Genomic DNA, 26,407 nt, shown 5'->3' with positions numbered 1-26,407 from the left:
GCTTTCTCTATTTTTTATTACTTCACTATATTGTCTCCAGTGACTGCCTCTAAAATTAAAAGGCTCCCGTCTCTTTCACTCCCAACCTCACCATTATTTTTATCTTGCCCAAAAAGCTTGTTTTTTCCTAATGTAGTGCTCAACTCACAACGATCAACTTGTGCACCTTGAACTAAGTTATCTCCGGTGGAAGTTTTAACTTCTAAAGATTGAATAATGTGACCATCTTTCATCTTGAAGTCTCCAGCAGCTAATTTTATTTTTCCTTTCCCTAATCCTACTCCTTTCAAAGTAAGGTCGCCGGCTTGTAGATTTGCCTTAAAATTATCAATTCTTTCTTCTTTCACTGTCAAGTCCCCACTAATAAATGTCGCATTAACATTATTGGTAGTTACTTGACTTATTTTTCCATCTCCAGCTACTAAATTAACTTGCAGCGCTTCTAAACTTTTATCCTTGGGGACGATCACAACTACTTCATTCATATCCTCATTACTGATTACAAGCTTGACATGTTCTTTTTTTAAAATATGGATATGATGATCATTATCTTCCTTCTCTATTTGTTTAATTTTTAAAGTTCCTTTTTCAAAACTTAAATTTGGCTTTTCATCTTCATAACCTTTAAATCTAACTTCAAACTTAGATCCCGATTCCAACCTAAAATTCAGTGTTGTAAAATCAACTATTACTGAATTAAATTCTTTTTGACTTAATACTTCGTCAATCTTTTTTGCACTTTCTTCTCTTTTTGTAAAAAACATATCTATTCCTCTATTCTTTAACTAAATGAATTTCACGATCAAATAACTCACGCATCTCTTGATTAAAATTATGTGCTATAAAAATAATTGTCTCTTTTCCCTTAACTAAATTCTTTAAAATATTCATGGTTGCCTTTTGATCTATCGCACTAGTTCCTTCATCAATCAAAATTATGTCACTTCCATATACTTTAGCCCGGGCTAGAACAATTTTTTGTCTCTGACCGCCCGAAATATTTAGTTTATCTAGATTTAATTGATGCTCTAATCCTTCCTTGAATTTAGAAATATCATTAGCGAAATTAACTTCTTTGATTATAGGCTCTACTTGAGAATTTAATTTTGAATTAAACATAGTAATGTTTTCTTCAATCGTTCCAGGAAATAGATTTGGATCTTGTGGAATATAGCCAATCTTCGACATATCAGGATCAATTTCTTTTCCATCTTTATCTTTAAAAATAATTGATCCTTGTGTCGGTTTTATTGAACCTAAGATCAATTTAAACAAGGTAGATTTCCCAGCTCCGGAATCTCCAGTTAACAAAATTTTTTCTCCAGATTTTATTTGAATATCAGGAAAACTTAACTTCTCACCATTTGGAAAAGCTAAAGCTAAATTCTCAGTAGAAATTAGAGCTGGCTTTTTCTTCTGAATATTTGAATTATTCTGTAGTGGTGCAGAATCACTGCTAATTTGGTCCATTAGTTCTTCAGAAGATTTCATAAAACTCAATGCTTGGATCATTTGTTGCAAGCCAATGGAAATATTAGCTGCAAAATTTTGTACTGACATGATTGCACCAAAGAGTACTTGTCCTTGAGTGATCATATATCCAGTCAGAGAAAGAAGGATCAATTGTCCTATTGAGTTACATAATCCATTTATTACAATTAGTTCTTGCTGGGTACCAGTTTGATGAACATGCGCTTTTTCAATCTTATTAGCTGCGTGACTCTGAACTTGAAATAGCTTTGCACCGGCAAAATATCTACGTAATTCTTCAACTCCAGAAAACCATTTTTCCAACACATCTAAATAATGTTTATTTTGAACAGAAACATTGGTTGTCGCCTTTTCCATCTTTTTCTGAACAAGTTTAGGAATATAGTAAGATGCAATATCAATCAAAATACTTACAACAAAAATTTGCCAATGAATTGTGAGTAAGGCAACTAAAGCACCAACAAACATTGTTCCATAAAAAGGAACGATAATGTACCAATCAAAATAATTTTCTCTTACCATCTCAAGATCGTTAGTCATTCGATTTTGAGCCGCAGCTATTTTGTGATACTTATTGTCCTTAAAGTAATGACTAGCAAGATTATTACGAATTTTTTTATTATATTCCTCTTCTTGAATGCGAGTAACAAACTGAATGTAATAAATTAAGCCTTGGGCTGCTAAATATAAGACTCCGATAGCAAGACTTGTCCATAACACTCCCATCCAGTTTTTATTCTTGATGAAAGTTAACCAATACATTTGGACATATCCTGCACCAATTGCGCCCAATCCAGAAATAATGGATAAAAAATTGATATAAATAAATCTAAGGTAGTTTGTCTTGATAAATCCCTTAAAGCTCATCCCTAATCACCTCCATTTTTCAAGCTGATTTTCCGATCAAACAGGTTCTCTAGCTCATTATTAAAATTATGGGCAATCATGATAATAGTAGTTTCCTGATTAAGTAAATTTTCCAAAATTTTCTTTGTTGCCTTACTGTCAATTGCACTTGTTCCCTCATCAATAAAGAGCCATTTTGATCCGGCTAAAATTGCTCTTGCCAAAACGATTTTTTGCTTCTGTCCTCCTGATAGATTTCCTTCATCCAAATTAATTTCATGCTTTAAACCAGCTGGGATTTTTTTAAGATCATTTTCAAACTCAACTTGTTTAACTACTCTTTTTACTTTCTCATCAAGCTTTGAATTGAACATTGTCATATTATTTTCAATAGTATCAGGAAAAAGAGTATTATCTTGTGCTACATATCCAAGTTCATCCCGATTGAGTTTAATTTCTTTACCATTCTTATCTTCAAAAATCACTTTGCCACTAGTTGGTGATAATTTACCTAAGATCAGCTTAAATAAAGTCGATTTTCCACTACCACTATCGCCTATTACTAAAACTTTTTCACCACTTTTAATAGTTAAATCTGGATAAGAAATAAGTTCACCATTCTTAAATTGATGCTGTAGCCCCTTTATCTGTAATTTAGCTACGTTTTCATCTTGATGCTCATTTTGTAAAGGTGTGCTCGCGCCTTCTAAGGAGGTTATCTCTTCATTTAACTTCTTTGATGATTTAATTAAGTTCCATTGCGCAGTCCCATTCATAACTGTTGAACAAAATTGAATTGTTGTAATAACGGCACCAAAGACTATTTGCCCATTAAAGTATAAATATGCAGCCAGAATCATCAAGATTATCTGTCCACCTATATTAACAATAGAGGTAGCTAAGTCGGCAATAGCAATAGTTGCACCTTGGTGAATAGCCGCCTTTTTATAAGCATCAGCTGCTTGATTCATGGAGTCAGAATAAATTCTAAAACTACTATATCTTCTTAATTCATCTAAGCCATTAATCCAGTTTGAAATCGCTTTTAAAAGTTTTTCATTTCTTTTAATGACTTCAATCGTGGCATTTGAACTCATATTTTCAAATGCCTTTGGCAACAAAAGTGAAACTAAAGTTAGGATAAGCGTTAATAAAACTAAGCTCCAATTGTAAGAAAATAACACTACTATTGAAAAAATAACCATTAACCCATATAAGAAGGCAGCTTTAATTGGCTTTAAATAGTTTCTAGTTAATTGATCCAAGTTAGCAGCTAAATTATTTTGAACTGATGCTGTATCATCAATTTGCTTCTTAAACAAATATAAGCTAATCTTTTTTCTTATTTGATGTAAGTAACCTTGACTCTGTTTACTGTACAAGTAGTCCGAACCCGAACCCAATAATAACCGGCAAATATCACAGAGCCTTGATAAAGCAATAAAGATTACAAAGCCTAAAAAATTCAAATTCTTTAAATTATTAAATGCCGGTGTCATCAAATATTGAGAAAGGGTATCTATTACAGCAGCAAATATTATCATTAAAAAAATTAGAATAAAGCGACTTTTATTTATTCTAAATATTCCGCTTAGCTTCATCCTTAACCTCTCCCTTTAATTTTTTATTTATATTTTAATATTACTGCGCAGATTTTAATTTACAAGCTATTTTTATTAAGTGGTCAAAAAGATAAACTAAGATGCAAAATTATACAAGTTAAGCGGCATAGATCGCCAAGTACGTGCATTTTTACTGAAAAAAACTATAGTAGTATTTTTTATATTTACATAAAGTTATTGCTTAAAAGTTACTATCGATACAACAAAAATGATTAAATAATCTTTCATTTTTACTTAAAGTATTAGATAATATCATTAAATTCAATTAATGGAGGCTATAGGGATGACGTATGTTTTTATAGGAGTAATTTTTTTACTAATTATTATCTATTTTTTATGTGGTTTGCGAATCGTACCGCAAAATTATGTCGGTTTAGTCGAAACGTTAGGTAAATACTCTAGGACGGTTAAAGCGGGTTTAGTTTTTATTTGGCCAATTTTTCAAAGCTTGAGAAAGGTAAGCTTAGCTTTGCAGCCTTTAGAAATTTCTAAATATCGTATTATCACTAAGGATAATGCTGAAATCACAACCAGCCTAACCTTAAACTATCTTGTCACTGATGCATACAAGTATTTTTACAACAATACTGACTCCGTTGAATCGATGGTGCAATTAATTCGTGGTCATTTACGTGATATTATCGGACGAATGGAATTGAATGAAGCATTGGGTTCAACTAGTGAAATCAATGCCCAACTATCAAAAGCAATTGGCGATTTAACTGATATTTATGGAATTCAAGTAGTTCGTGTTAATGTGGATGAATTGCTTCCTAGCCCAGAAATTCAAAAGGCCATGGATAAGCAGTTAACTGCTGACCGTGAAAAAACTGCCGCTATTGCTCGTGCGGAAGGTGAAGCTAGAAATATTGAATTAACTACTAAAGCTAAGAATGATGCATTGGTTGCCACTGCTAAAGCAAATGCCGAAGCTGTAAAAACTCAAGCAGATGCAGATGCTTATCGAATTGATAAATTACAACAAGCTCTTGATAAAGCCGGCGATGGTTATTTCAGAAATCAAAGCCTAGATAGTTTTAACCAACTAGCACAAGGACCTAACAATTTAGTTGTATTAGATAAAGATGAAATCACTGATTTAGGTAAAATCCCAGCTGCTAAAAAGATTTGGGATCAAAGTGAAAATTAATACGAACACTAAAAAACTTCTACCATTAAAAAGTAGAAGTTTTTTTGCTCTATTCTAAATTGCTGTCCATTTTTTGTGAAAGAACTGCTACTGAACGGCTATTAGATCTAACAATATAAACTATTTCATCATCATTAACTTGGTCTAAGTATTTCGTTAGATTTGCTCTAAAATCACTTTGAGTTAATACCAATGTCATGAATTTTCCTCCTTAGTATGCATATTATAGCTAATTCATCAGCAATATCGGGTCTACAACCTTTAAAAATTAAGTAAACGAACTATATTTTCTGTAGTTCTAGCCACATTACTTGGTCCATTTTTCAAAGCAGTTGAAAGATCACACGCTCCGGGAATAATTCCAAAAATTGCAGTGAAGCCTTCACTATATAAACTATCAATTCCTTCCCCTAGATAGCCTGCTAATGAGATAACTGGCTTATGATACTTTTTACCTAATTTAGCAACTCCATATGGTGTTTTTCCAAATTTGGTTTGAAAATCTGTGCCACCTTCTCCGGTAAAGACATAGTCAGCATCACTAATTTTTTCTTCTAGTTTGGTTACTTCAATTGCAAGATCTACTCCTCGCCTCATTTCACAAGTAGTGAAAGCCATTAAACCAGCTCCTAAACCACCTGCCGCTCCAGCGCCTGACACTGAGGCAACATCTTTATTCAAATCACGCTTAACAATTTTAGCGTAGTGCTGTAAATTATTTTCAAGTTTTTCAACCATTTCTGGTGTGGCACCTTTTTGCAGTCCAAAAACTCTTGATGCACCCTCTTTACCAATTAATGGATTAGTAACATCACTTGCTAAAATTATTTTTACATCTTGCAATCTTGAATCTAAGTTAGAAATATCAATTTTGTCTAGTTTATCTAAATTTCCGCCACCAAAAGGAATTTGATGATTGTTTTGATCAAGTAGTTTTGCTCCTAAAGTTTGAGCCATGCCGCTACCGCCATCATTAGTGCTGCTGCCGCCTAATCCAATAATAATTTCTTTAACGTTGTGATCTAAGGCATCCCTAATCAATTCACCAGTACCAAAAGTAGTGGTTATCATTGGATTACGCTTCTTCTTTTCTACTATTTCTAAGCCACTCGCCTTAGCCATTTCAATTACAGCAGTTGTCCCATTACCTAGAATTCCATAATATGCACTTATCTTATTTCCAAGCGGACCTGTAACTTCAACTATAACTCTTTGACCCTGTGTCGCATCTACTAAAGAATCAACTGTTCCTTCTCCACCATCTGCCATAGGTACTTTGATTACTTCGGCGTCTTTATCAACAATTTTTATTCCCTTTTCCATCGCATCACAGACCTCTTTAGCTGTCATGCTTTCCTTAAATGAATCAGGAGCTACTACATATTTTGTCATTATTAAGTCCTCTATTTTTATTCTCTATGTTCATTCTATTATTTTTCACTGTATAATACACTTAAAGAATAATACATTATGTTTTAACTATAAGCGTAAAAAAATGAAAATCGGACTTATTCAAGGAACCTCACAAAAAGAAAAAACAAGATATTGGAGCATTACATCAAACAAGCCATCTCACCTGACGATGAATTAATCAATTTTGGAATTTATCAAGACAGGACTACTACTTTATCTTATGTACAAATTTCACTAGCAATTGCTTTATTGATTAATAGTAGAGCGCTTGATTTTGTTGTTACTGGTTGTAGTTCAGGACAAGGAATGATGCTTGCATGTAATACATTTTCAAATATTCAATGCGGCTACATCCCTACCCCACAAGACGCCTATCTATTTAGTCATATTAATGACGGTAATGTTGTTTCTTTTCCTCTAGGCCTAAACTGGGGCTGGAGCGGTGAAATTAATTTTTCAGAAACTATGAAGACCCTTTTTACTAAACCTTGGGGTAAAGGATATCCTACTGGGGAAGCAAAACATAAAATAAAAAATACTAAAGAAGTAAAAGACCCTAACCAGCTAACTAAAAAAGCTATGCTTTCTTTTCTTCCTGATTTAAATCCTGAACTCCTTATTCCAGTTCTTAATTATGATCCTGTTTTTGATTTTATTGTAAAAAATGGAACAGATCACGAATTAATTGATACACTTAGAAAAATCAAAGTTGAACGTAATAAATAAGACTTCTGCCCTAGACAAAGGCGGAAGTCTTATTTTCATACGGATAAACATGCCTAGAATCTGATTGAAACTCTTTCACAGAAATTATCTTATTTGCTTCATCAAATTTAATAATTGATACACCATCAAACTCACTAATTCTACTCTTATAATTACATTTAAAATACCATTCAACAAAAGCTATCTCATTATCAATCCAAATATTCTTAATTGGCCATTCCAACACTTGTCCATTCTTATTCCAATCTTTATACCAAGCTATAATTTCAGCTTTATTCCTATAAATTGGACCATAACATTCACTATAGCTAGCATTTTTACTAAAAGTATCCTCAAAATCTTTAAAGTTTGGAACAATCCACGAGTTAAAATATCTTTTTATTACTTGCTCTTTACTCTTCACTGTCATGCCCTTCTATTTTTCAAAGGATTATAGAAAAAGGCAGAAATAAATTTCCACCTTTAAAATCGAAGTATTATCTTTATTCGAATTTCAAAACTTCGTCAACTGGATATCTAACTGACTTCAGTTCTTCTACATTTTTATCTGGTTTTCCAATAGCAATCCCCATTACTGGAACATACTGCTCTGGATCAAGTCCCATTACACTTGCAGCTTTCTTTGCATCATAACCAGCCATTGCATTTGTTTCATATCCATGTGCTCTAGCAATTAGCATCAACTGCATTGCAGCAAGTGAAGAATCAACCATTGCATCAGCCGTAAGCATTGTTTTATCGGCATGCTCATATAATGGTAAAAATGTATTATAAACTTTATCTAGTTCTTCTTTTGAGATTCTCTTTTCTGCATACATTTGATCCCATAATGCACGGTACTTCTTAAAGGCTAAAGTGTTACCAAAAATCTGAATAACTGCACTTGAGGTGTCAATTTGTGGATTATTAAATGGCATGTAAAATTCATGTAATTTCTTCTTACCTTCATCAGTATCCACTACTACAAATTGCCATGCTTGTAAATTACATGCAGAAGGCGCAGTAGTTGCTTCTTTAACTATTTCTCTCAATTCAGCCCGCGAAATTTTCACGCCTTTATCAAAATGCCGCACCGAATGACGATTAAGTAATACATCTCCAAAATCATTGTTTTTAAATTGTGCCATATAGTTTATCCTCCTATGTTTATTAGCGCTTACATTGAGTATTATAGTATAAAATTTATGGCATAGAAAAACAGAGAGATTATAATTTATAACCTCTCTGTTTTGTATTACCAAATAGTAATTCTATCTTCAGGATCTAGCCACATTCCATCTTCTGGAGTTACATTATAAGCTTTGTAAAACTCATCTTGATTTTGAACAGGAATATTAACTCTTGTTGGTTGCGGTGCATGTACGTCTGATTGAACTTCTGCTGTAATTGATTCTGGACGTTGTTTTTGCATCCAGCTCTTCGCATAAGTTTCAAAGAGATCTCTCATCTCCCCGCCTTCTGCTTTATTAGCAGCAATTGCACAAGAAAGACCACTTAAATCGGCAATGTTTTCAGAAACAACTTGCTTACCATTTAACTTAGCTGGTCCATACTGTAAGCCATCGAAAATATCGGCAACGGCCTTAGTACGTTTATTAAACTCAGCAAAGTCTTCTTTAGTCCACCAGTTCTTCATATTACCCTTTTCATCAAATTGGGCCCCATTATTATCAAAAGCATGAGAAACTTCGTGACCAATAGTTGCTCCAATTCCACCATAGTTAGCTGCACGAGATTGTTTTGCATCATAAAATGGCGCTTGCAAAATTCCAGCTGGGAAAGTTAAATCATTCTTTTGTGGGTCATAGCAAGCATTGTTTAGATTACCGGGCATTGCCCAAACGCTTCGATCAGGAACTTGATTTAGCTTTTGCAAGTTGTCTTTAATCTTTTCTTGATTAATAAGAGCTTGATTCTCATATAGACTCTTATTTAGATCAACTACTAGTCGGTCAAAAACGGCCTGATTCTTTTCTGGATAACCAATTTTGAGTTTTAAGGCTTGCAATTTAACAATAGCTTGTTTCTTAGTTGATTCGGAAAGCCAGTCATTATCTTGAATTCTTTGTTCGTATACTTTTAGCATATTCTTAATCATGCTAATTACATCATTTTTAGCATCATCGCCAAAATAAGCTTTACCGTAATAAATCCCAACAACTTCATCAAAAGCCGCATTTGCTAAACGATATGCATGCTTATCTTGTGCTGGCATTTCAGGCACCCCATAAACAGCTTGTCTAAATGGAAAAGCTGCTTCTCTAAAGTCTTGAGATAAGTAATTAGCTCCCCCATTAATAAACTTAACAATCATCCAGCTCTTGATTTCGTCAAATTCACTATTATTTAAAAATTCATTGATATGATCAAAATAACGTGGCTCTGCTTCAATTACTTGATCAGGTAATTCAGGTAAAAGCTGTTTTAAGAAAGCATTGATGTCGAAATTTTCAAATTTAGCTTCAAAATCTGCCAATTTAACTGGATTATAGACAGCTGCATAGTCAGCCCATTCTTCAGTCGACTTTAAAACTTTGGCAAGTTTTTTATCAAATTCAATACCCTTACTTGCCCAAGTCTTTGCTTGTTCTTCCTCTACTCCAGCCATTACAAGTAACTTAACTGTTTGCTTTTCCAAAGTAGAAAGCAATTTTTCAGCATCATCACTTTGATATGCAGTAGTATCTGGCAAAAATGTACCTGGTCCTTCTGCATATAAGGCATTATGATCAGTATCCTTCATATCTTCCATTACAAAAATATTGAATGGTAAGTCATATCCTTTTGCAAACAAGTCAGCAGCTTGTTTATTAAATTCTTCAAAGCTATTTAATGATGTTAATTTTTCTAAATCAGCTTTGATTGGCTCTGCCTGTTCTTTATTTCTTTTATCAAAATCAATTGCTAATTTATAAAGATTAATTGCTTTTGCAAAATTTGGTATAGTAGGAATCTCCTTTTTCCCGTCAGCAAATTTGGCAAAATCCTTCATCAATTGATCTTCGATTCGCATATCTAAAATCAAGTTAATTCCGGTTGAAGTTCTGTCAGCTGGAATTTTTGCTTTTGAAAGCCATTCTGAGTTAACTGCCAAGTAAAGATTATCTTGTGGTCTAGTATTAATATCAGGCTTAGTTAAATCACCTGCACCACCGCGAACGCTAAAGTATTTTCTCATTTAATTACCTTCCATTTAATCGTAATATTAATTAAATGATATCATGATTAAATTAAATTTAAAATATCGTCCTAAATAAAACCGTACGTATCTCTCCGTACGGTTTATTTTTTAATCTACTGATTTCAATGCTTCTAGCATATTAACTTCTTTAATCTTACGATTTACGAAAATTGCCATAATACCTGTAATGACTAAGGGAATTAAAGCTGACAATAAATAATTACTAAACAAAATTCCAGGTCTAAACATTGCATTTAGGGGAGCTAAATTGTCAATAATAAAGCCGTGTAGCCAATTACCAATTAAAAATCCAATTAAAATACCAAAAATTGATAAAATAATCGTCTCTCGATAAATATATAAGCTGGCCTCATTATTGTAAAAACCTAATACTTTTAAGGTTGCAATTTCTCTCATTCGCTCTTCTAAATTGGTTGTCGTTAAAGTAAAAATCACCACCACTGCTAATAGTGCAGCTAGCCCAATCAATAGAAATATTACTTTATTCATACTTTGGATCAAACTATCGATAATTTGTTGATTATTAGTATTTAAATTAATTGCACTAACTGCTCCAGTTTTCATCAAAGAATTCGCAAAGGAATTAGTTTGTTTTTTATTATTTAACTCAATTAATTGGGCATTTGAATTTACTTTTTTATTAAAGTACTTTTGATAAACATTCGAATTCATTAGGACATAGTGTCCCATATACATTTCACAGATATTACTAATAGGTAATTTTACTTTTTTGCCATTAGTAGTTACTAAACTTAACTCATCCCCAATACTTAAATTCAGTAACTTAGCCAATTTTTCTGAAATAACTATTCCCCGACTATTTAAGTTGATTTTTTGACCAGAGGATCTATTTCTCAAACTAATATATTTGCTAATCTGACTACTTTTTTCTGGAACAATTATCGAAAGATCCTGATTAGTACCGGCAATTTTTTTCGAGACATTTTCAAAATATACCGGCAAATATTTATTTACCTGACTAGAGGAAAGCTTTTGATTTAATTTAGTGCTTTGTTCGCTAGACAGAGAATTTTTATCAATCGCAATTAGATCATACTTAATAATCTCACTATATTGTTTTTGTCCAATACCCGCTAGTGAATCACGAATCCCAAATCCCATCATTAATAAGCCAGTGCATCCCGCAATACCTAGAATAGTCATAATCATTTTTACTTTATAGCGAAAAATATTTCTCAAAGTAACTTTATAATTAAAACTTAAATGTTGCCAAAAAGGTTTAATTTTTTCTAGTAAAATCTGCGAACCATTTTTCGGCAGCTTAGGTAACAATAATTCACTTGTCTTGGCCCACAAAACAATAAACAATTGAATTACCGCAGCCCCCGTAGTACAGAGAATAGAAATTAAGAAGGTTAAGAATAAGTATTTCCATGAAAAACCGCTCTGAAAATTCGTTAATGTCAGGTTTGCTGTATAGGCATTAAAAATTATTCGTGGCAGAATCCAGTACCCACCTATTGCTCCAATGAATACACCTGTTAAAGCAGCAGTTAAGCTGTAGATAACAAATTTTAGACTTGTATCTAATTTACTGTAACCCAAGGCTCTTAAGACACCAATATTTTGTCGTTCTTCATCAATAAAACGAGTCATCGTTGAAAAACTCACTAAAGCTGCTACTGCAAATAGAAAGACTGGAAATATATTAGTGATTAATTCAATTTTTTCTGAATTAGACTGATAAGTATCGTATCCTGAATCATTTTTACGATCATTAACATAATATGAAATGCTGCCTAACTGCTTAATTTCTTGCTCCTGTTCATTCAGTTTCTTTTGCTGCTTTTCTAGCCTTGCTTTTTCACGGCTCATATCTAAGCCGTTATTTTCAGCTAACTGAATCTGCTCTTTAGCCTGCCTAATTTGTTTCTGGGCGTCCTTAAAATTATTATCAACTTCTGTTTTTTTCAACTTACTATTCTGCGCCAAAGAATTAGTAAGTCTTTCTTTTTTATTATCGATAAATTTTTGATAAGTACTAGAATACGGATCTAGCTCTTTAGTTTTATTGAATCGAATTCGGGCAATACTATAACTTTGAGCCTTAAAAGCACTTTTCTTAACTATAGCAACTCCGGAAAGTTGACCAGTTCCAACATTAGTCTGCCCAAGATTACTTTTATCGGTATATTCACTTGGCCGTATAAAGCCAACAATCTTAAACCTACTATTTTTTAGATTAGAATGTTCATTTAAAGTAATCCATTCCCCGATATGATATTTATCTCTAAGCAAATAGCTAATGGCAATTTGATTATCTTTCTTCGGAAGGTTCCCACTAATTAATTGACTAGTAGAAATATTTTTACTCTCTGATAAAACACGCAGACTAGTCTTTGAATTATTGATAGTTGTATCCTGTAAATATCCAAAATCAAGAGTAGCTTTTTTTGCCTGTTTCTTAATAGTTTGTGTATCGTTTTTGTCCAGTCCATAATTTGAGCTAACTGTTAAATCTGCTAAATTTACATCTTGATAATAAGTCTGAGCAGTATTTCTCATATCTGGACCAGCCATTTTTAGTCCAATAAAAGCAAAAGCACTAACTGCCATTAGCAGTAGAATTCCGATGAAGCGGCCCCATGAATGATTAAGCGAGCTGAGAGCATCCTTCCATAAAATTCTTCTGTTCATCTCACTCACCTACCATTCAATTTGGGCAATATCTTGCGGAGAAGAATTATTTTCAATTTGCTTTACTTTTCCATCTTGAATTCTAATTATTTTATCAGCAATTGGGGCTAAAGCTGCATTATGAGTAACAATAACCACAGTAGAATTTTTCTTTAAACTTCGATCTTGTAAAATCTTCAGTACTTTTTTACCGGTCTGATAGTCTAAAGCCCCCGTTGGTTCATCGCAAAGTAATAGCGATGGATTTTTAGCAATGGCACGGGCTATTGCTACTCTTTGCTGCTCACCACCAGATAACTGTGACGGAAAATTGTTAATCCGCTTTTCAAGTCCCACTTCTTTCAAAGCAACTTCGGCATCAATTGGATTAGTAACCAATTCATTTGCAAGTTCAACATTTTCTTTCGCTGTTAAGTTAGGAATTAAGTTATAAAATTGAAAGACAAATCCAATTTCATTTCTACGATACTTAGTTAATTCCTTAGCCGAATATTTAGCAATGTTATTACCATTAATAATAACTTCACCTTCAGTAACGTTTTCCATGCCGCCTAAGATATTTAATAATGTTGATTTCCCTGCTCCTGAAGAACCTAAAATAATTACTAGCTCACCTTGCTTAATATCAAAACTAATATTCTTATTTGCCCAGACGACTGTACTACCTGAACCATATTTTTTCGAGCAATTCTTCAATTCAATAAAAGCCATTTTTTCATCCCCTATGTTTAATCTCTTCTAAGTATATTTTATGAAAAATTGACTATTTATATTAATAAAAAGCTCCTTCTTCAATGAAAAAAAGGTGCTTTTAATGCCGAAAAACTACTACAAATATTTGCCACCCTCTTTAATCGAAAGAGGTGCCATTTTAGAACTATGGTCTTTAATAAATTTTCTTACCCACTCAGGATTAGTTTTAGAATAATCACGTAATGCCCAACCAATTGCCTTATTAATAAAAAATTCCGAACTATTTAGGTTATTTTCTAGAATTTTTTCTAATAATTCAATATTCATCTTATCTTTACGTAAAAGTTGGTGCTCTATTGCTACCCTTCTTACCCAAAAATCATTATCTTTTGACCAGGCAAGCATTAGCTCATTCACTCTTTCATCTCTTAAGCCAATTTTACCAATTGGTTTTATCAAACTATCAATTGTATCCCACCATCGCTTTGACTTTACATAATAAAAAATATGGTCAATATCTTCAAAAGTTAAATACTTTTCTAGTGAAATTAAATAGTCACAAACAAAATATTGGGCTTCTCGATGCGAATCAGACCAAGCTTGATCAAGAAACTTCCAATCAATTTTTTTATTTTTCTTCTCTGCTTTGATTAGATCATGGTAACTCTTACGTCTTTCGGGTGACTTTAAACCATAAAATTTAAATTTATTTCGTAAATACTTTTCCATTTGTTTTGCTAAATCTGGATTACTGTTTTCAATTAAATTTTGTTTTAATTCTTGATACTTATCTATTTCTTTCACTTCAGTTTCCTTACTTGTTAAAATACATGTAGTAATTACTAGAGGGAGAATAATCATGAAAATTTTAATTGTTATCGATGATTATTTCAATAAAAGCAATGGCATGTCAATCTCAACGCAGCGCTTTGTTCGCGAATTTAAAAAAATGGATCAAGATGTTCGTATCCTTTCTTCCATTGCAGGCGGAGAACCAGATTATCCTCTTCCAATAATGACCATCCCAGTTTTTAAAAATATTATTGCCAAAGAAGGATTTCATTTTGCTAAACCTAAAAAAGAAATAATTAAAGAGGCTATTAGATGGGCAGATTTAGTCCACTTGAAAGATCCTTTTCCTGTTTGCTGGAGCGCCCAAACAGATGAGAAAGCCAATTACAGGTACTTTTCATCTTTATCCTGAAAATCTGACTGCTTCAGTACCGATTTTAGACCATGGTAGCATCAATTCTGCTTTTATGAGATTATTTCGTGATACTACTTTTAATTACTGTAGCTATTTACAATGTCCCACTACTAAGGTCGAACAACGTTTAAAAAAATATAACTTCAAATCCAAGTTAATAGTTATTTCTAATGGCATTAGTGACTATTATTTACAGAGTAATCAACGAACAACAACGACTGATCCCTTTACAATCCTTTCAATCGGTCGTTTTTTAAATGAAAAAGATCAAAAGACCTTAATTAAAGCTATCGGACGTAGTAAATACAAAGATAGAATCAAATTAATTTTAGCTGGCAAAGGACCCTTAAAGAATGAATATATCTCCCTTTGCCAAAGACTAAAGATTAATGCTCAGCTTGGCTTTTATTCTAGAAATGACTTAAAACAGATCATGGATCAATCCAATATTGTTGTTCATTGTGCTAACGTGGAAGTTGAAGGGATGGCTTGCATGGAAGCTTTTGCGACTGGTTATGTACCCATAATTGCCCAAAGTCCTCTCTCTTCTACCAGTTCATATGCTTTAAGTCCTAACAATCTTTTTCCAGCTGGTAGCAGCGAAATTTTAGCTCAAAGAATTGATTATTGGATTAATCATCCTAAAGATTTAAAAATGATGAGTGCAAATTACCAAAATTATGCTAAATCTCTTACAGTTCAATTTTCTGCTAAAAAGCTCCTAACAATGATGAAAAACGCTCAAAAAAATTATCTTTCAAACTAATATTCAAACATAAAAATATGTGTTATTCTTATGTTAAATCTTTCACAAAAAGGAGGAAACTTTTTTAATGTCCATCAAGAAGTTAGAAAATAGCAGCGATCATGCAATGGTAGCTGAAGAAGTTAAAATTTTGACCAACTTACTTAACGAAAGTACACGTCAATTAAGTGGGGATGTGATTTTTAATAAAATTCAAGATTTAATTAAGATCTCTGCCCAAAAAGACTACGATGCTCTTGAAAAGCAAATTGCTAGCCTTACTAATCAAGAAATGATTGTCGTTGCACGTTATTTTGCAACTTTACCTTTATTAGTTAATATTTCTGAAGATGTAGAGTTAGCTAGTGAAGTTAACTTACTCAATAATACGGATCAAGACTATCTTGGTAAACTTGAAGATACGATTGACTTAGTTTCTCAAAAAGAAAATGCCAGTGAAATTCTTAAGCATGTTAATGTAGTTCCAGTTTTAACTGCTCACCCTACTCAAGTTCAAAGAAAAACTGTCCTTGAATTAACCGATCAAATCCATGGTCTATTACGTAGTTACCGTGAAGTTAAAAACGGAACTATTAACCAAGCTGAATGGACTGAAAAACTCCGCGCTTACATTGAGATTTTAATGCAAACCGATATTATTCGTAGCCATAAACTACAGGTTTCTAATGAAATTACAAACGTTTTAGCATACTATCCTAAGGCTTTGATTCCGGCTATTACTAAATTTACAGCTCGCTATCAAGAATTAGCTAAAAAACATAATTTAAATCTAGCTGGTGCCACCCCAATTACCATGGGAATGTGGATCGGAGGCGATCGTGATGGGAATCCATACGTTACTGCCGAAACATTAAAGTTGAGTGCCACTTTACAAAGCCAGGTAATTTTTGAATATTATATTAAACAGCTAAACAAGCTCTACCGCACGATTTCAATGTCTACTTCTTATATGAAGCCTTCATCCGCTGTTGAAAAATTATCAGCGCTCTCAAATGATGATTCACCGTTTAGAACTAATGAACCATATCGTCGTGCTTTCTATTATATTGAGAGCCGTTTACTTCATACTGAATATACTCTTTTAGGCACAGCTGATAAAAATAGTTTTGTTAAAAAACGCGATTTGGAAAACTTAGACAAAATTCCTGTTTACAAGAATCCACAAGATTTTAAAGCTGATTTAATTACAATTAAAGAATCGCTTGAAGAAGATCATGACCAAGCTGTAGTTAGAAGTTTCTTTACTGAGCTATTAGAAGCAATTGATATCTTTGGTTTCCATTTGGCAACAATTGATATGCGTCAAGATTCTAGTGTAAACGAAGCTTGTGTTGCTGAATTGCTAAAGAGTGCCGGAATTTGTGATGATTATAGTGACTTACCAGAAAAAGATAAGGTTAAAGTTTTACTTAATGAGTTAAACAATGATCCACGTAATCTTCACGCTAACAATAAGCCAAAATCTGAATTGCTCCAAAAGGAATTAAAGATCTACAAGACTGCTCGTCAACTCAAGGATTGTATTGGTGAAGATGTAATTAAACAACACATTATTTCTCATACTGAAAGTGTCTCTGATCTTCTTGAACAAGCAATCATGCTTAAAGAATACGATCTTTTAAATAATCAAGGTGCTCGCATTCAAGTTGTGCCATTATTTGAAACAGTTGAAGATTTGGAAAACTCTCGTGAAATTATGAAAGAATTTCTAAATCTCGACATTGTTAAAAAGTGGCTTTCTTCTCAAAATAATTACCAAGAAATTATGCTAGGTTACTCTGACTCAAATAAAGATGGTGGTTACTTAGCTTCTTGCTGGAATCTCTATAAAGCTCAGAAAGACTTAACTGCAATGGGCAAGAAATTGGGTGTTAACATTACCTTCATGCACGGCCGTGGTGGAACTGTTGGACGTGGTGGTGGTCCTTCTTATGAAGCTATTACTGCTCAACCTTTTGGCTCAATTAATGACCGTATTCGAATGACTGAACAAGGTGAGATCATTCAAAACAAGTATGGTAATCAAGATACTGCTTACTACAATTTGGAAATGCTGGCCTCAGCTACTATCGATCGTATTGTTTCTAAACAAATTGTAAGTGAAGATGATATTGGCGGATTCCGTTCCTCAATGGATGAAATTGTTTTAGACAGTAATAAAGTTTACCGTAAGCTTGTTTTTGAAACACCAGCTTTTCTTGACTACTTCTTGCAAGCTACACCAATTAAGCAAATTTCCAACTTAAATATTGGTTCTCGTCCAGCGGCAAGAAAGAAGATTACTGATTTTTCAGGCTTAAGAGCTATTCCTTGGGTATTTTCATGGTCACAAAGTCGAATTATGTTCCCTGGTTGGTATGGTGTTGGTTCTGCCTTCAAGCACTTCATTGATGCCAATCCTAATAACCTCCACACCTTACAAAAGATGTATCAAGGTTGGCCTTTCTTCCACTCCCTTCTCTCCAATGTTGATATGGTTCTTTCCAAATCTAACATGGATATTGCCAAACAATATGCGGACCTATGTGAAGATGAAGATACTAAAAAAGTCTTTGATACTATCTATCAAGAATGGAAACTTACTAAAGAAGTAATCCTTCAAATTGAAGGTAACAAAGAATTACTTGCAGATAACCCAAGTTTAAAGATGAGCTTAAATTACCGGATGCCATACTTCAATATTCTTAACTACATTCAAATTGAAATGATTAAACGAGACCGCGTCGATGAGATTGCCGGCGTTTATGAAAGTATTTTACCGATTACCATTAATGGGGTAACCTCTGGCTTACGTAATTCGGGATAGTTTTAATTTTTAAGGACAAAATATGAAAAAAGCACTATTAATTATTGACTACACTAATGATTTCATTGCAGACAATGGTTCTCTTACCTGTGGAAAGCCAGCTCAAGCCTTAGAAGATTATTTAATCGAATTAGCAAATAAATTTTATGATAATGGAGACTATGTAATTTTTCCAACTGATGGACATACCGGTGATACATTTAGTCCGGAATATAAGCTCTTCCCACCACATAATATTGTTGGTACACCAGGACAAGAGTTATACGGTAAGTTAAAAGATTGGTATGAAGCTCACAAGTCTAGTGACCGAGTATATAAATTTAACAAAAATCGCTATTCTTCTTTCCAAAATACTAATCTTGATAACTACTTACGCGAACGTAAAATTAACGACCTATGGTTAACGGGAGTATGTACAGACATTTGTGTTCTTCATACGGCTATGACTGCCTATAATTTAAACTATGATTTAACTATTCCAAGTAAAGGTGTTACTACCTTTACTGAACATGGTCAAGAATGGGCCTTAGATCATTTTAAAAATGCCTTAGGCGCAAAAGTAATAGAATAATAGAGCAAAAAAAACTGTATCATCTGATTTTTCAGAATGATACAGTTTTTTTCTACTTTAATTTAATTAACTCGATACTATCAATACCATCGATTTCTTTAACATTAACTGCTACTTGTTCGCTCAAGGCTGTTGGAATGTTCTTTCCAACAAAATCTGCCTTAATTGGTAACTCTCGATGTCCTCGGTCCACCAAAACTGCAACTGCAATTGACTTTGGACGTCCAGTTGCAATCAAAGCATCCATCGCAGCCCGAATAGTTCTTCCGGTATAAAGGACATCGTCTACTAATACAACATGTTTATTAGTAATATTCAAATTTTCTGGTTCTAAATTTGAAATCTTTTCTTGATTAATATCAACTCTACGATCATCTCGATAAGAGGTTATATCTAGTTCGCCTACTGGAATAATCTTCTTTTCAATTTCTTCAAGTCGATCCCCAATTCTACGTGCCAGATAAACCCCACGAGTTTTGATTCCAACTAAAACCAGCTCATCTACGCCCTTATACCTTTCAATAATTTCATATGTAATCCTCACAATAGCTCGCTGCATTGCAGGCTTATCCCAAATTTCTTTTACCATTGTCTCTTTTCCTCAATCAGGGAGCATTACTATTTTAAAGCGTCTGTTGCAAATGATCTATTTTCAAGAGATGTTAAAAGTGCGTCAGCTGTGTCCAGTGCTGTCAATAATGGAACATTCTGTTGAATAGCCATTTGTCTGATAATAAAGCCGTCAGAATTCTTCTCAATATCATGCCCCATCGTATTAATCACTAAGTCAATTCTTCCCTCTCTTAATTCATTTAAGATATTGTCATCTGCATTTTCGTTTTCATGAACTTTAGTTACAAGATCAACATGTAACCCATTATTCTTTAAAAAGTCCGCTGTACCCTTAGTAGCAAAAATCCGATAACCAATTCTTGTAAATCTCTTTGCAATTGGAAGAATCTTTTCTTTATCCTTGTCTTCAATTGTTAACAAAACATTTCCATTTTCAGGTAACTGCATTTTAGCTCCAGCAAAAGCCTTATAAAGAGCTTTCGCAAAAGTATGGTCGCTTCCCATTACTTCACCTGTTGATTTCATTTCTGGCCCAAGATATGAGTCTACATCAGCTAACTTGCTAAAACTAAAAACGGGAGCCTTAACACTAATTATTTCTGGTTCAGGTGCTAGACCATCACTGTAGCCCTGCTGCGCTAGGCTTTCGCCCATAATTACCCGGGTGGCAACTTGTGCCATTTCAATTCCAGTTATCTTACTTAAAAATGGAACTGTTCTACTTGCACGAGGATTTACTTCAATTACATAAACTTCACCATTTCTCACAATAAATTGAATGTTCATAATTCCCACACAATTCAAAGTAAGAGCAAGCTTACGCGTAACATCCATAATCTTATCTTTAACTTCATCCGTAAAGTTCTGTGGTGGGTAAACCGCCATTGAATCTCCAGAGTGAACACCAGCATGTTCAATGTGTTCCATAATTCCGGGTAGTAAAACATCCTGTCCATCACAAATTGCATCGACATCACACTCACGACCGTCTAAATAGTCATCTACTAAAATTGGATGATCAGCTGCAATGTCTACGTGATCATGCAAGTATTCTTCAAGCTCGCCCTTGTTATATACAATTTCCATTGCCTTTCCACCCAGCACATAACTTGGACGAACTAAAACCGGATACCCTAACTCTTCAGCTGCTTTAATAACTCCTTCATGTGTTGTTGCAGTTAAGCCCTTTGGTTGATTTAATTTAAGTTTCTTAATTATCTGATCGAATAGTTCACGATCTTCTGCACGGTTAAGATCTTTAACACTGGTTCCCAAGATTTTAATCCCATGATCTTGTAATCCAGCAGCTAAATTAATTGAAGTTTGTCCTCCAAACTGGACAATTACACCTTCGGGCTTTTCCAAATCACAAACATTCAATACATCTTCTAAGGTTAATGGTTCAAAATATAATTTATCAGAAATTGAAAAGTCCGTTGAAACAGTTTCTGGGTTCGAATTAATAACGATTGCTTCATAGCCCATCTTTTGAAGTGCTTTTACACAGTGAACAGTTGCATAATCAAACTCGACACCCTGTCCAATTCTAATTGGACCAGAACCAATAACAATTACTGATTTTTTACCAGACTTATGTGATTCATTTTCACCATCATAAGTTGAGTAAAAGTATGGCGTCTTTGATTCAAACTCTGCTGCGCAAGTATCAACCATCTTGTAGACTGGAATGATCCCATTATTTTTCCGCAAGTCTCTAATCTGATCAATACTTTCATTCCATAAAGTAGCAATGGTTGCATCACTAAAACCATATTTCTTAGCTAAACGTAAAGTTTCAAGATTATCTTTATTTTCTTGGATATTTTTCTCCATCTCTACCATGTGACTAACAATATCTAAGAAATAAAAGTTGATCTTGGTTAATTCATGAACATCTTCAAGACTATAACCTCTGCGAAAGGCTTCTGCCAAATAAAAGAGTCGATCATCTTGTGCTTTAACTAGCTTTTGTTCTATCTCTTCATCACTTGCATGATGAGCTGCTTTAGAATAGAGATCTTTTTCGTCAATTTCAAGAGACCTTACCGCTTTTTGCATTGCCTCTTCAGCTGTTCGGCCAATTGCCATTACTTCACCAGTAGCCTTCATTTGGGTACTTAAAGTGCGGTCGGCCTTAGAAAACTTATCAAATGGCCAGCGAGGAATTTTGCAGACGACATAATCTAAAGCTGGTTCAAATTCAGCATACGTTGTTCCAGTTACCGGATTTTTAATCTCATCTAATGTCATACCAATTGCAATTTTTGCAGCCATTTTTGCAATAGGATAACCGGTTGCTTTTGAAGCCAATGCACTGGATCGTGAAACTCGAGGATTCACCTCAATGACATCATAATCAAAGCTATTAGGATCTAAGGCTAGCTGAACATTACAACCTCCCTCAATTTTAAGAGCCCTAATTAAACGTAAAGAGCAATCACGAAGCATTTGGTATTCTTTATCACTCAAGGTCTGACTAGGTGAAAAAACAATCGAATCCCCAGTGTGAATTCCAACTGGATCAAAATTCTCCATGCAACACACAATCATTGCATTATCATCATGATCACGCATTACTTCAAATTCAATTTCTTTATAGCCCGCAATCGATTTCTCAATTAAACATTCAGTAACAGGTGACAGTTCTAATCCGTTCTTGGCAATTTTTGCTAACTCTTCATGATTATTACAAATACCACCACCAGTTCCGCCCATAGTAAAGGCTGGACGAACGATAATTGGATAGCCAATTCTATCGCCAAACTCTAAAGCTTCTTCAACTGTATTAACAGTTGTTGATGGTGGAACGGGCTCACCCAATTCTTTACATAACTCTTTAAATTTCTCTCTATCTTCTGCTTGTTCAATCGAAGAAAGTCTTGTTCCTAATAATTCAATATTTAACTCATCTAAAATTCCTGTTTTAGCTAATGAAAGAGCCATATTTAATCCAACTTGCCCACCAAGCGTTGGTAAAATTGCATTAGGATACTCTTGTCTAATGATTCTTGAGATTGATTCCACAGTTAGGGGTTCAATATAAACTTTGTCTGCAATGGTAGTGTCAGTCATGATTGTAGCTGGGTTTGAATTAACTAATACTACCTCATAGCCCTCTTCGCGAAGAGCTAAGCAAGCCTGAGTTCCTGAATAATCAAATTCTGCAGCTTGGCCAATAATAATTGGACCAGAACCAATTACCATAATCTTATGAATATCTGTTCTCTTAGGCATGACGCTCTTCTTCCTTTCTTTGGTCAATCATTGACATAAAATCATCAAACAATGAGTCTTCATCATGAGGGCCTGGAGTTGCATCAGGGTGAAATTGGACTGAAAAGGCAGGATATTTTTTATGACGTAATCCTTCAACTGTGCCATCATTTACTTCAACATGAGTAATCATCAAATTTTCTTTATCAATAGATTTCGGATCTACCGCATAACCGTGATTTTGTGAAGTAAAACCAATATTGCCAGTGGCAATTTCTCTTACAGGATGATTAAAGCCGCGATGTCCAAACTTCATTTTGTAAGTACTAGCCCCATTTGCTAGAGCAAAGACTTGGTGTCCCATACAAATTCCAAATAGCGGAACATGTTTTTCAACTTCTTGGACCATTTTTGCAACCATAAGCATTTCTTCTGGATTTCCAGGCCCATTTGATAAAAGCACTCCGTCTGGATTAAGATTTAAAATTTCTTCGGCTGTTGCAGTATAAGGTAAGACAATACAGTTACAGTCTCTCTCCGCTAATTCTCGTAAAATACTGTGCTTAATACCAAAGTCAATAACAACTATATTTCTTTTCGAGCCAGGAACTGGATAAGAATTTTTCGTTGAAACACGGCTGATTACACCTTGGGTAATGTTTCTTTGCTTTAATTCTTGAGCAATACTTGCTGCATTTTCTTTTGAATCAGTAATTCTTCCTTTTAGAGTACCGTGAATTCTTAATTTCTTAACTAATTCACGAGTATCAATTTCCTGCAAGCCAGGTATATTTAATTGTTTTAAAAACTTTGGCAAGGTTGTTTGCATACGCCAATTGTCTGGGTAACGCGCTACTTGATGACAAATCACACCCTTAATTTGAGGTTCAAGTGATTCATAATCTGCCAAAGTAATTCCATAGTTTCCAATTAACGGATTAGTAAAAACCAAAATCTGATCAGCATAGCTTTGGTCAGTAATTGCTTCTTGATAGCCCGTCATCCCTGTTGTAAAAACAACCTCACCGCTACTTTCACAATCAGCTCCAAAGCCTTCGCCTTCATAAATGCTACCATCTTCTAAAATTAAATAGCGTTTCATTTTGTTCCCCTTTGATATACAACTTTACCATCAACAAATGTCATCATTGTCTCGCCATATACCTTATGACCAGTAAATGGTGTATTTACTCCTTTAGACTTAAAATCTTCTTCTTTAATTTCTTTTTGATGCTCAATATCAAAAATCGCAATATCTGCATTCTCACCAGGTGCAAGAAGACCTGCGCTTTTTATCCCAAATACTGTAGCCGGCTTATCAGTAAGAAGAGATAGTAATTGTTCAAGCGTGAAAACTTTCTCTTCCTTTACAAATTTAGTATAAAGAGTGCTAAATGCTGTCTCACTTCCTGTAATTCCAAAAGCGGCTTCTCGCATACTACCTTGTTTTTCCGCTTTAGCATGGGGAGCATGATCAGTAGCAATTAAATCAATTGTTCCATCTAGCATCCCAACTAAAAGAGCTGCTTGATCTTCTTTACTTCTTAGTGGTGGATTCATTTTAAAGTAAGGATCGTCTTCTGGAATATCGCTATCTGTCAATAAAATATGGTGCGGTGCAACCTCACACGTTACCTTAATTCCTCGTGCTTTTGCTAAACGAACTAATTCTACACCGGTTTTTGTAGAAACATGACAAATATGGTAATGGACTCCTGTTTTTTGTGCTAAAAGGAGATCACGAGCAATTTGCGTAGTCTCAGCAAGTTCTGTAACTGGTGGTAAGTCTAATTTTTCAGCTGCTACTCCTTCATTAACAATTCCTTTATTAAAAAGTGAATCATCTTGGGCATGGGCTGCAATAATTAAGTTGTTTTCTTTAGCCTTTTGCATGGCTAGATACATTGTCTGCGCACTTTGAACTCCATGTCCGTCATTACTTAATGCAAATGCGCCTGCTTTCTTAAGTTCCGCATAGTCAGGAATAATATCAGTTGTTTCATCATTAGTAATAGGGCCATACTGGAGAATATGGACTACTCCCTTTTTTTGATTTTCTCTAACCATTTTCTCCATTAATTCAGCTGTATTAGGAACCGGAGTGACATTAGGCATGGCACCAACGGTTGTAAAACCCCCACGTGCTGCCGCTTGGCTACCAGTTTTGATGTCTTCTTTATAAGTTTGACCGGGATCACGATAATGAACATGAACATCCACTAAACCAGGGCTAACTATCATCCCGCTAGCATCAATTGTTTCTTCCCCTTCTAGGTCAGTTCCAATAGCCTTAATTTTTTGACTATCGATTAAAACATCAGCTTTGATTAGGTGGCCGTTTTGATACACAGTTCCATTTTTAATTACAGTAGTCATTACTTGAGTCCTCCTAATTTTCTTCCTCGTAAGACTGCTTCAATCATTGCCATTCTCATAAACACACCATTTTGCATTTGACGAGTAAACATACACTTGTCGCTTTCCACCAAATCTGCACTTAATTCAACATCGTGGTTAATTGGGCCTGGGTGCATAATAATTGCATTCGGCTTTAATGCTTGATAGCGCCCCTTATTAATTCCGTATTTTTCATGATATGCTTTTGCATCAAAATTCTTTTCATTAGGATCATCACTGTGTCTTTCATGTTGAACTCTTAAGAGCATCATCACATCCATCTCGGGAATTAGCTTATCTAGTTCTTCATATTTTCCATACTTATCAAATTCCTTCGAGTACCAATATTCAGGTCCTGAAAAGTAAACTTCAGCTCCTAACTGGTGGAGTAATTCCATATTACTTTTAGCAACTCGTGAATTAGTAATATCGCCAACAATAGCTACTTTTAGACCTTTAAATTGCTTAAAATGTTCATGAATTGTCATCATGTCTAACAAACATTGACTTGGATGTTGTCCACTGCCATCTCCGGCATTAATTATTCCAATATCTAAATGTTGATGATTTTGAGGGCGGATTAAATTTTGATAGTATTCATTTTGTGAGTGACGAATTACTTCAATATTCACTCCCACAGCTTCCATAATCAGGGATGTATCATATAATGTTTCTCCCTTATTAACTGAAGAATGAGCAGGATCAAATGGGATTACGGTTAAACCTAATTTCCTTTCAGCCATTTCAAAACTAGTATGCGTTCTACTTGAATCTTCAAAAAACATATTAGTAATACAGATGGGCTCTGTTAGATTAGGCGTCGCTCCGCCATTTTTAAAATATTCTGCTCGATTAATTAAAGCTTCAACTTCTTCAACACTCAGATTTTCTACACTAACAAAATGTGGTAAACTAACAAGATTTAAATTTTCCATTTTTTATTCTTTCTAAAGCAAAAAGGCCTGAAGCATTTAATTACTCCAGGCCTATTTTTCATATTCTTGTATACGAAAAATATAGCAACCCTTCTGGCCCTCTCTGGAGTCAATTAAATGGTTGACTATTAAATTAAT

Annotated in this window: 19 protein-coding genes and 2 pseudogenes; 5 read left to right on the top strand and 16 right to left on the bottom strand. The window is 34.1% G+C overall.

All coding sequences use genetic code 11. The features are described 5' to 3' along the window. Nucleotides 1-17: 17 nt before the first annotated feature. Genes GTO82_RS04405 through GTO82_RS04395 form a run of 3 tightly spaced genes read right to left on the bottom strand, consistent with a single transcriptional unit; the run spans nucleotide 18 to nucleotide 3,938 of the window. A complete protein-coding gene (locus GTO82_RS04405) occupies nucleotides 18-764 on the bottom strand; it encodes a DUF4097 family beta strand repeat-containing protein (RefSeq protein WP_180873951.1) in 747 nt (248 codons plus the stop codon). A gap of 10 nt (nucleotides 765-774) precedes the next feature. Then, nucleotides 775-2,358: an ATP-binding cassette domain-containing protein gene (locus GTO82_RS04400; protein WP_180873949.1), complete on the bottom strand. Its 1,584-nt coding sequence runs from the start codon at nucleotides 2,356-2,358 to the stop codon at nucleotides 775-777. Nucleotides 2,359-2,360: 2 nt separating this feature from the next. Next, entirely contained in the window at nucleotides 2,361-3,938 is a 1,578-nt protein-coding gene (locus GTO82_RS04395; protein WP_180873948.1) for an ATP-binding cassette domain-containing protein, read from the bottom strand. A gap of 304 nt (nucleotides 3,939-4,242) precedes the next feature. Here GTO82_RS04395 and GTO82_RS04390 point away from each other — a divergent pair, with 304 nt between their 5' ends. Next, nucleotides 4,243-5,109 carry an SPFH domain-containing protein gene (locus GTO82_RS04390; protein WP_180873946.1) on the top strand — a complete coding sequence of 289 codons (867 nt, stop codon included), beginning with the start codon at nucleotides 4,243-4,245 and terminating at the stop codon, nucleotides 5,107-5,109. Between the two features lie 64 nt (nucleotides 5,110-5,173). Here GTO82_RS04390 and GTO82_RS04385 read toward each other — a convergent pair. Together GTO82_RS04385 and GTO82_RS04380 are read right to left on the bottom strand one after the other, a co-directional pair. Further along, a pseudogene (locus tag GTO82_RS04385) lies at nucleotides 5,174-5,308 on the bottom strand (type II toxin-antitoxin system prevent-host-death family antitoxin); the annotation flags it as partial. A gap of 62 nt (nucleotides 5,309-5,370) precedes the next feature. Further along, a complete protein-coding gene (locus GTO82_RS04380; RefSeq protein WP_180873944.1) occupies nucleotides 5,371-6,501 on the bottom strand; it encodes a glycerate kinase family protein in 1,131 nt (376 codons plus the stop codon). 153 nt (nucleotides 6,502-6,654) lie between these two features. Between GTO82_RS04380 and GTO82_RS04375 the strand changes: the two genes are divergently transcribed. Beyond that, entirely contained in the window at nucleotides 6,655-7,248 is a 594-nt protein-coding gene (locus tag GTO82_RS04375) for an RpiB/LacA/LacB family sugar-phosphate isomerase (protein ID WP_260983185.1), read from the top strand. A gap of 10 nt (nucleotides 7,249-7,258) precedes the next feature. On the opposite strand, the gene GTO82_RS04370 is transcribed toward GTO82_RS04375, so the two are convergent. From GTO82_RS04370 to GTO82_RS04345, 6 genes are all read right to left on the bottom strand, one after another. Further along, on the bottom strand, nucleotides 7,259-7,657 hold the full coding sequence (locus GTO82_RS04370; RefSeq protein WP_180873942.1) for a nuclear transport factor 2 family protein: 399 nt from the start codon (nucleotides 7,655-7,657) through the stop codon (nucleotides 7,259-7,261). Nucleotides 7,658-7,730: 73 nt separating this feature from the next. After that, nucleotides 7,731-8,375: a nitroreductase family protein gene (locus tag GTO82_RS04365; protein WP_004897242.1), complete on the bottom strand. Its 645-nt coding sequence runs from the start codon at nucleotides 8,373-8,375 to the stop codon at nucleotides 7,731-7,733. Nucleotides 8,376-8,482: 107 nt separating this feature from the next. Next, nucleotides 8,483-10,426, bottom strand: coding sequence for a M13 family metallopeptidase (locus tag GTO82_RS04360; RefSeq protein ID WP_014567430.1), 1,944 nt, complete (start codon nucleotides 10,424-10,426; stop codon nucleotides 8,483-8,485). 111 nt (nucleotides 10,427-10,537) lie between these two features. Further along, nucleotides 10,538-13,108, bottom strand: coding sequence for an FtsX-like permease family protein (locus tag GTO82_RS04355; protein WP_180873940.1), 2,571 nt, complete (start codon nucleotides 13,106-13,108; stop codon nucleotides 10,538-10,540). A 9-nt stretch (nucleotides 13,109-13,117) separates the two neighbouring features. Next, complete coding sequence (locus tag GTO82_RS04350) at nucleotides 13,118-13,819, bottom strand: ABC transporter ATP-binding protein (protein WP_180873938.1); 702 nt, start codon at nucleotides 13,817-13,819, stop codon at nucleotides 13,118-13,120. Between the two features lie 117 nt (nucleotides 13,820-13,936). Beyond that, nucleotides 13,937-14,605 (bottom strand): DNA alkylation repair protein, encoded by a 669-nt coding sequence (locus GTO82_RS04345; RefSeq protein ID WP_180873937.1) that lies wholly within the window; start codon nucleotides 14,603-14,605, stop codon nucleotides 13,937-13,939. A gap of 55 nt (nucleotides 14,606-14,660) precedes the next feature. Here GTO82_RS04345 and GTO82_RS04340 point away from each other — a divergent pair. The 3 genes and pseudogenes from GTO82_RS04340 (at nucleotide 14,661) to GTO82_RS04330 (ending at nucleotide 19,151) form a co-directional block, all read left to right on the top strand. After that, nucleotides 14,661-15,774 (top strand): annotated as a pseudogene (locus GTO82_RS04340) (glycosyltransferase). 67 nt (nucleotides 15,775-15,841) lie between these two features. Further along, nucleotides 15,842-18,580, top strand: coding sequence for a phosphoenolpyruvate carboxylase (ppc, locus tag GTO82_RS04335; protein ID WP_180873935.1), 2,739 nt, complete (start codon nucleotides 15,842-15,844; stop codon nucleotides 18,578-18,580). A gap of 22 nt (nucleotides 18,581-18,602) precedes the next feature. Further along, nucleotides 18,603-19,151, top strand: a complete 549-nt coding sequence (locus GTO82_RS04330; RefSeq protein WP_053107645.1) for an isochorismatase family cysteine hydrolase — start codon at nucleotides 18,603-18,605, stop codon at nucleotides 19,149-19,151. Nucleotides 19,152-19,203: 52 nt separating this feature from the next. Here GTO82_RS04330 and pyrR read toward each other — a convergent pair whose 3' ends face one another. Genes pyrR through GTO82_RS04305 form a run of 5 tightly spaced genes read right to left on the bottom strand, consistent with a single transcriptional unit; the run spans nucleotide 19,204 to nucleotide 26,269 of the window. Further along, the gene (gene pyrR, locus GTO82_RS04325; RefSeq protein ID WP_011162102.1) at nucleotides 19,204-19,740 is read right to left on the bottom strand and encodes a bifunctional pyr operon transcriptional regulator/uracil phosphoribosyltransferase PyrR; all 537 of its coding nucleotides are present in this window, start codon (nucleotides 19,738-19,740) and stop codon (nucleotides 19,204-19,206) included. 29 nt (nucleotides 19,741-19,769) lie between these two features. After that, a complete protein-coding gene (carB, locus tag GTO82_RS04320; RefSeq protein WP_180873934.1) occupies nucleotides 19,770-22,958 on the bottom strand; it encodes a carbamoyl-phosphate synthase large subunit in 3,189 nt (1,062 codons plus the stop codon). Continuing rightward, the gene (locus GTO82_RS04315) at nucleotides 22,951-24,039 is read right to left on the bottom strand and encodes a carbamoyl phosphate synthase small subunit (RefSeq protein ID WP_180873932.1); all 1,089 of its coding nucleotides are present in this window, start codon (nucleotides 24,037-24,039) and stop codon (nucleotides 22,951-22,953) included. The genes carB and GTO82_RS04315 overlap by 8 nt, the downstream gene beginning before the upstream one ends. Continuing rightward, entirely contained in the window at nucleotides 24,036-25,313 is a 1,278-nt protein-coding gene (locus GTO82_RS04310; RefSeq protein WP_180873930.1) for a dihydroorotase, read from the bottom strand. Before GTO82_RS04310 ends, GTO82_RS04315 begins: the two co-directional genes overlap by 4 nt. Further along, entirely contained in the window at nucleotides 25,313-26,269 is a 957-nt protein-coding gene (locus GTO82_RS04305; protein WP_061399840.1) for an aspartate carbamoyltransferase catalytic subunit, read from the bottom strand. Before GTO82_RS04305 ends, GTO82_RS04310 begins: the two co-directional genes overlap by 1 nt. Nucleotides 26,270-26,407: the final 138 nt, after the last annotated feature.

Origin of the sequence: Lactobacillus johnsonii (assembly GCF_013487865.1) — a bacterium.
Classification (GTDB): domain Bacteria; phylum Bacillota; class Bacilli; order Lactobacillales; family Lactobacillaceae; genus Lactobacillus; species Lactobacillus johnsonii_A.
The sequence above is the reverse complement of the archived record's forward strand: the minus strand, read 5'-3'. Positions and strand labels throughout refer to the sequence as shown.

Excerpts from the sequence above, each read along its gene's own strand:
- GTO82_RS04405 (WP_180873951.1), bottom strand. The coding sequence starts at position 764 with ATGTTTTTTACAAAAAGAGAAGAAAGTGCAAAAAAGATTGACGAAGTA.
- GTO82_RS04400 (WP_180873949.1), bottom strand. The coding sequence starts at position 2,358 with ATGAGCTTTAAGGGATTTATCAAGACAAACTACCTTAGATTTATTTAT.
- GTO82_RS04395 (WP_180873948.1), bottom strand. The coding sequence starts at position 3,938 with ATGAAGCTAAGCGGAATATTTAGAATAAATAAAAGTCGCTTTATTCTA.
- GTO82_RS04390 (WP_180873946.1), top strand. The coding sequence starts at position 4,243 with ATGACGTATGTTTTTATAGGAGTAATTTTTTTACTAATTATTATCTAT.
- GTO82_RS04380 (WP_180873944.1), bottom strand. The coding sequence starts at position 6,501 with ATGACAAAATATGTAGTAGCTCCTGATTCATTTAAGGAAAGCATGACA.
- GTO82_RS04370 (WP_180873942.1), bottom strand. The coding sequence starts at position 7,657 with ATGACAGTGAAGAGTAAAGAGCAAGTAATAAAAAGATATTTTAACTCG.
- GTO82_RS04365 (WP_004897242.1), bottom strand. The coding sequence starts at position 8,375 with ATGGCACAATTTAAAAACAATGATTTTGGAGATGTATTACTTAATCGT.
- GTO82_RS04360 (WP_014567430.1), bottom strand. The coding sequence starts at position 10,426 with ATGAGAAAATACTTTAGCGTTCGCGGTGGTGCAGGTGATTTAACTAAG.
- GTO82_RS04355 (WP_180873940.1), bottom strand. The coding sequence starts at position 13,108 with ATGAACAGAAGAATTTTATGGAAGGATGCTCTCAGCTCGCTTAATCAT.
- GTO82_RS04350 (WP_180873938.1), bottom strand. The coding sequence starts at position 13,819 with ATGGCTTTTATTGAATTGAAGAATTGCTCGAAAAAATATGGTTCAGGT.
- ppc (WP_180873935.1), top strand. The coding sequence starts at position 15,842 with ATGTCCATCAAGAAGTTAGAAAATAGCAGCGATCATGCAATGGTAGCT.
- GTO82_RS04330 (WP_053107645.1), top strand. The coding sequence starts at position 18,603 with ATGAAAAAAGCACTATTAATTATTGACTACACTAATGATTTCATTGCA.
- pyrR (WP_011162102.1), bottom strand. The coding sequence starts at position 19,740 with ATGGTAAAAGAAATTTGGGATAAGCCTGCAATGCAGCGAGCTATTGTG.
- carB (WP_180873934.1), bottom strand. The coding sequence starts at position 22,958 with ATGCCTAAGAGAACAGATATTCATAAGATTATGGTAATTGGTTCTGGT.
- GTO82_RS04315 (WP_180873932.1), bottom strand. The coding sequence starts at position 24,039 with ATGAAACGCTATTTAATTTTAGAAGATGGTAGCATTTATGAAGGCGAA.
- GTO82_RS04310 (WP_180873930.1), bottom strand. The coding sequence starts at position 25,313 with ATGACTACTGTAATTAAAAATGGAACTGTGTATCAAAACGGCCACCTA.
- GTO82_RS04305 (WP_061399840.1), bottom strand. The coding sequence starts at position 26,269 with ATGGAAAATTTAAATCTTGTTAGTTTACCACATTTTGTTAGTGTAGAA.